Source organism: Streptococcus suis (assembly GCF_019794555.1).
In the GTDB taxonomy this organism is placed as follows: Bacteria; Bacillota; Bacilli; order Lactobacillales; family Streptococcaceae; genus Streptococcus; species Streptococcus suis_AB.
In genome coordinates this window covers 1-4,954 of sequence record NZ_JAIMEP010000053.1, presented here as the reverse complement: position 1 = coordinate 4,954, position 4,954 = coordinate 1, and the positions used below count along the sequence as shown (strand labels likewise).

The 4,954-nt window shown below is 37.5% G+C and carries 5 protein-coding genes; 3 read left to right on the top strand and 2 right to left on the bottom strand.

Annotation, left to right across the window (positions count from 1 at the left end; all coding sequences use genetic code 11):
* Positions 1 to 260: 260 nt before the first annotated feature.
* A complete protein-coding gene (gene cysK, locus K6V48_RS11435; RefSeq protein ID WP_024404149.1) occupies positions 261 to 1,187 on the bottom strand; it encodes a cysteine synthase A in 927 nt (308 codons plus the stop codon).
* An 89-nt stretch (positions 1,188 to 1,276) separates the two neighbouring features.
* Positions 1,277 to 1,909: a YigZ family protein gene (locus K6V48_RS11430; protein ID WP_172016801.1), complete on the bottom strand. Its 633-nt coding sequence runs from the start codon at positions 1,907 to 1,909 to the stop codon at positions 1,277 to 1,279.
* Positions 1,910 to 1,965: 56 nt separating this feature from the next.
* Here K6V48_RS11430 and K6V48_RS11425 point away from each other — a divergent pair, with 56 nt between their 5' ends.
* From K6V48_RS11425 to hpf, 3 genes are all read left to right on the top strand, one after another.
* The gene (locus tag K6V48_RS11425; protein WP_222369816.1) at positions 1,966 to 3,258 is read left to right on the top strand and encodes an ATP-dependent helicase ComFA; all 1,293 of its coding nucleotides are present in this window, start codon (positions 1,966 to 1,968) and stop codon (positions 3,256 to 3,258) included.
* Positions 3,251 to 3,916, top strand: a complete 666-nt coding sequence (locus K6V48_RS11420) for a ComF family protein (protein WP_222369813.1) — start codon at positions 3,251 to 3,253, stop codon at positions 3,914 to 3,916. Before K6V48_RS11425 ends, K6V48_RS11420 begins: the two co-directional genes overlap by 8 nt.
* A gap of 76 nt (positions 3,917 to 3,992) precedes the next feature.
* On the top strand, positions 3,993 to 4,535 hold the full coding sequence (hpf, locus tag K6V48_RS11415) for a ribosome hibernation-promoting factor, HPF/YfiA family (RefSeq protein ID WP_222369810.1): 543 nt from the start codon (positions 3,993 to 3,995) through the stop codon (positions 4,533 to 4,535).
* Positions 4,536 to 4,954 lie beyond the last annotated feature (419 nt).

Below are 4,954 nucleotides of genomic sequence, written 5' to 3'. Positions count from 1 at the left end.
TGGTTTCTTGCCTAGACTATTATCTAAAACGACATGCGTTAAAAGTTAGTTGAACCGCCGTGTGCCGAACGGCACGCACGGTGGTGTGAGAGGGACTAGAAATTAGTCCCTACTCGATTAGTATGTTTTTTCACAATCTACATTATCAGTTGTCAACAACCATGACAAGCGAAAAGCTCCAAGAGGAGCTTCCGGTCTGTTCTCTAAAAATAAGAATATTGTAGAGTCCAATCGTTGACTCTTTTAATTTTCATTGAAAATTAGTCATTAAATTCGTAAAGTGCAGTTGATAAATAGCGTTCGCCATTATCTGCCAAAATTGCTAAAACTTTTTTACCTGCACCTAATTCCTTGGCAACTTCAATAGCTGCGTGTATCGCTGCACCGGATGAAATACCAACAAGGAAACCTTCTTGTCCACCGATGGCACGTCCAGTAGCTAAAGCATCATCAGATTTTACTCGAATGATACCGTCGTATGAATCGGTATCCAAAGTATCTGGAATGAAACCAGCTGAAATTCCCTGAATCTTATGTGGGCCAGGTGCTTCGCCGGAAAGAACAGCGGACTCATCAGCTTCTACAGCATATACAGCAATGTTAGGATTGGCAGCTTTCAAAACATGAGAAACGCCACTTACTGTACCTCCAGTACCAACACCAGATATAAAAGCGTCTAACCCAGTTGGACCAAAATCTTCCAAAATTTCCTGTCCTGTTGTATCTTCATGAATTTTTGGATTTGAAGGGTTGGCAAACTGGAATGGTACCCAACCATTTTTTTCTTTAGCAATTTCTTGTGCTTTAGCAATTGCACCTTTCATACCTTCACTACCGGGAGTAAGTACTAAATCAGCCCCATAAGCTTGGATAATTTTGCGACGCTCAATACTCATTGTTTCAGGCATAACAATAATCACTTTATAACCTTTTGCTGCACCAACCCATGCAAGTCCGATTCCGGTATTACCACTTGTTGGCTCAACAATTGTATCACCTGGTTTGATAGTACCAGCTTTTTCTGCATCCTCAATCATTGCCAAAGCAATACGATCTTTAACAGAAGAACCAGGGTTAAAAGCTTCCAACTTAACATAAACATCTGCTGCACCTTCAGGTACGATATTGTTGAGTTTAATAATTGGTGTGTTTCCTACTAATTGAGTAATATTTTGATAAATAGCCATAAGGCACCTCCATTTAAAGTTACTGATTATTATATAGTAGAAAATGAAAAAAGTATAATATAAAAAAACTATCTTAGCGATAGTCTTTTTTAATAGATTGGGACCTCAACAATTCGAGAGTTGGTTTTTTCTGCGGTTATTTTTCCATGGTAAAATTCAGTTAGACTTGCCAAGGTTTGCTCTAAACAATCCTTATCCACAAAAACCATGGATGAAACTTCAGTAGTAAACTGGGTATCAAATTCTTCCAGGCCCTGCTCTGCTCGCCAATTGGCAAACTCTTGATATTGGGTGTAGGACATAATAATAGAAATTCCTTCTTGTTCCTTGACTTCTACAATTCCAATATTTTTTACTGCATTAGCCACTGCTCCTGCGTAGGCACGAATGAGACCACCCGCCCCTAATTTTATGCCTCCGAAATACCGAGTGACGACAGCTACGACATTTGTCAACTCGTGGTTTTCTAAAACGGTTAGCATGGGTACGCCGGCTGTTCCAGAGGGCTCCCCATCATCTGAGGAACGCTTGATTTCCATACTTTCTCCAAGGATGAATGCAGAGCAGTTATGGTTAGCTTTGGAGTGTTCTTTTTTTATCTTGTTGATAAAGTCACGTGCTTCCTCCTCGCTAGTTACTCGTTTCATAAAGCAGGTAAAGCGGGATTTCTTAATTTCTTCCTCAACCAGACCATCTTCTTTAATTGTCTTAAATTCTTTCATAATCAAATTGTACTAATTTTTTTACAAGCTGACAAGAATTTCCGAATAAATAAGTGATGAATGAACTAGAGAATTACCATGGAAGACTTTTTACTAAATATCAATTAACGTCAGAAGAAAGAGAAAAAGCAAAAACAATTTCCAGTGTAGTAGGAAAGAACTCTTGTTTCCGATGCGGGACATCGTTTGAGGAAGAAAACAAGCTGCCAAATGGTGCGTATTATTGTCGGGCTTGTCTCCTTTTGGGGAGAGTTCGAACAGATGAGAAACTCTACTATTTTCCACAGAGAGATTTTCCAATGAATGCTTGCCTTCTATGGAAGGGGGCGCTGACCGATTGGCAACAACGAATATCAGATGGATTAGTTGCAAATGTGGAAAAGCGACAAGCAACGCTTGTTCATGCTGTAACAGGTGCGGGCAAAACGGAAATGATGTACCATGCTGTTGCATCAGTAATTAATAAAGGAGGTGCTGTATGTCTAGCCAGTCCAAGAATTGATGTTTGTGTTGAACTCTACAAGCGACTACAAAATGATTTTTCGGTCCCAATTAGTCTGCTACATGGGGAATCAGACCCCTATTTCAGAACGCCACTCGTTGTTGCGACCACTCATCAGTTGTTAAAGTTTTACCAGGCATTTGATTTGGTCTTGATCGATGAAGTAGATGCTTTCCCCTATGCAGACAACCCTATATTATATCGAGCAGCAGATAATGCAGTTAAAGTAGACGGAGTTTTAGTATTTTTAACAGCAACCTCTACGGATGAATTAGATAAAAAAGTCAAATCAGGCAAATTGCAAAAACTCAGTCTCCCTAGGCGTTTTCATGGAAATCCGCTTGTGGTTCCGCAAAAGGTCTGGTTTTCCAAATTCGATACATATTTGAAGAAAAATAAATTAGAACCAAAACTCAGAAATGCCATTCAAAAGCAAAGAGAAACAGGCTATCCATTACTAATTTTTGTACCAGAAATTTCGAAAGGATTGGAATTTGCAAGCATAATGGAACAAATCTTTCCAGAAGAACCAATTGGTTTTGTATCGAGTCAGACAGACAATCGGCTTGAAATAGTGGAAGGATTTCGCAACAAAGAAATTACAATATTAATTTCTACTACAATATTAGAGCGTGGTGTAACATTCCCAGGAGTAGATGTCATTGTTGTTCAAGCCAATCACTACTTATACACGTCATCGAGTCTTGTGCAAATTTCAGGTCGCGTCGGAAGAAGTATGGACCGTCCGACGGGCTTGCTTCTGTTTTTTCATGAAGGAAGTACGCGGTCGATTGAAAAGGCAATTGCAGAAATCAAACAAATGAATAAGGAGGCAGGTTATGTCTAATTGTTTGCTCTGTTCCCAGAAACTGAAAAACCAGATAAAATTTTCGGAAATATTCATTTTTGGTAGAAAAAAATCAGGTATCTGCTCAGATTGTTCAACATCGTTCGAAGCAATATCGGAAAAACATTGTCCGTATTGCTATAAAAATGGAATTATCGAACGTTGCACGGATTGTCAGTATTGGTTAAGTAAGGGAATGTCGGTTTCCCATACTGCATTATTCAAATACAATAAAGCGATGGCGAATTATTTTAGTAAATACAAATTTCAGGGGGACTATATTTTAAGAAATGTTTTTGCAAAAGAGATTAAAATAGCACTAAGTCAATTCCCTGGTTATACAATTGTCCCAATTCCAATTAGCGAAAATCGAAAAGAAGAACGTGGTTTCAATCAAGTAGAAGGGTTATTGACCGCAGCTAATATATCCTATGAATTGCTTTTGGGAAAAAAAGATAGTAAAAAACAATCATTGCAGAATAGGAAGGAGCGTTTAGAGATGCACCAACAGTTTTTTCTCCAAAATGAAAAAAATATCCCTGACAAAATTTTATTAATTGATGATATATACACAACAGGATCAACACTATTATCGGCAAAAAATGAAATGTTGAAAACAGGAAAGAAAGAAATCAAGACATTTTCACTAGCAAGATGAGAAAACGGTTGCAATATTTTAAGGATATGGTATAATAATAGTGAAGAAAGGCGAAAGCCAAGAAAGAGGTACAAATATGATTAAATTCAGTATTCGTGGAGAAAACCTTGAAGTAACAGAAGCTCTTCGTACATACGTTGAAGAAAAGGTAGCAAAAATTGAAAAGTATTTCGCTGAAGATCAAGAATTAAATGCCAAAGTGAATCTCAAGGTCTACAGAGATAAACGAGCAAAAGTTGAAGTAACAATCCCAGTTGGGGGTATTACACTTAGAGCAGAAGATATCTCACAAGAGATGTATGGTTCAATTGACCTTGTTGTTGATAAAATTGAACGTCAAATCCGCCGTAATAAAACAAAAATTGAAAGAAAACATCGCCAAAAAGTGGCAACTGGTCAAGTCTTTACTGACGAATTAGTAGAACAAGTAGAAGATGAAGTAAAAGTTGTTCGTACAAAGCAAGTTGATTTGAAACCGATGGACATGGAAGAAGCAATCTTGCAACTTGAGTTACTCGGTCATGATTTCTTTATTTATACAGATGCAAATGACGGAACAACTAATGTGTTGTATAAACGTGAAGATGGTGATTTAGGACTACTTGAAGTTCGCCAATAATATTAAATCTGAAATACAGTTGAGTCGCAAGTGAACTTGCGGCTTTTACTATTTCAATATTCAAGTTTATACTAATCGTCGATTGCATCTCATCAAATGTGATTCATTGATGAGTTAAGATGAGCAGGTGCCAAGGACCAAAAATTAGCCCAAATTTCAAGCTAAAAAACAACGAAAAAAAGTTTAAAAAAATAGTTGACAATAGTAAGTGAAGATGATAGAATGATTGAGTTGTCTCTTGAGGGAGATCAATACAAAGGAAACGAAAAAAAGTTTCAAAAAAGTGTTGACAAGACCTTTAAGAAATGATAAACTAAGATAGTTGTCGCAAGGGAGCGACAACGAAAAGACCTTTGAAAATTAAAGAAGACGAACCAAACGTGCAGGGTGATTTATCTAAGGATAAATCGTCAATGACA

Bases quoted from the DNA above. Each gene is read 5' to 3' on its own strand.
- cysK (WP_024404149.1), bottom strand. From the start codon at position 1,187: ATGGCTATTTATCAAAATATTACTCAATTAGTAGGAAACACACCAATT.
- K6V48_RS11430 (WP_172016801.1), bottom strand. From the start codon at position 1,909: ATGAAAGAATTTAAGACAATTAAAGAAGATGGTCTGGTTGAGGAAGAA.
- K6V48_RS11425 (WP_222369816.1), top strand. From the start codon at position 1,966: ATGAATGAACTAGAGAATTACCATGGAAGACTTTTTACTAAATATCAA.
- K6V48_RS11420 (WP_222369813.1), top strand. From the start codon at position 3,251: ATGTCTAATTGTTTGCTCTGTTCCCAGAAACTGAAAAACCAGATAAAA.
- hpf (WP_222369810.1), top strand. From the start codon at position 3,993: ATGATTAAATTCAGTATTCGTGGAGAAAACCTTGAAGTAACAGAAGCT.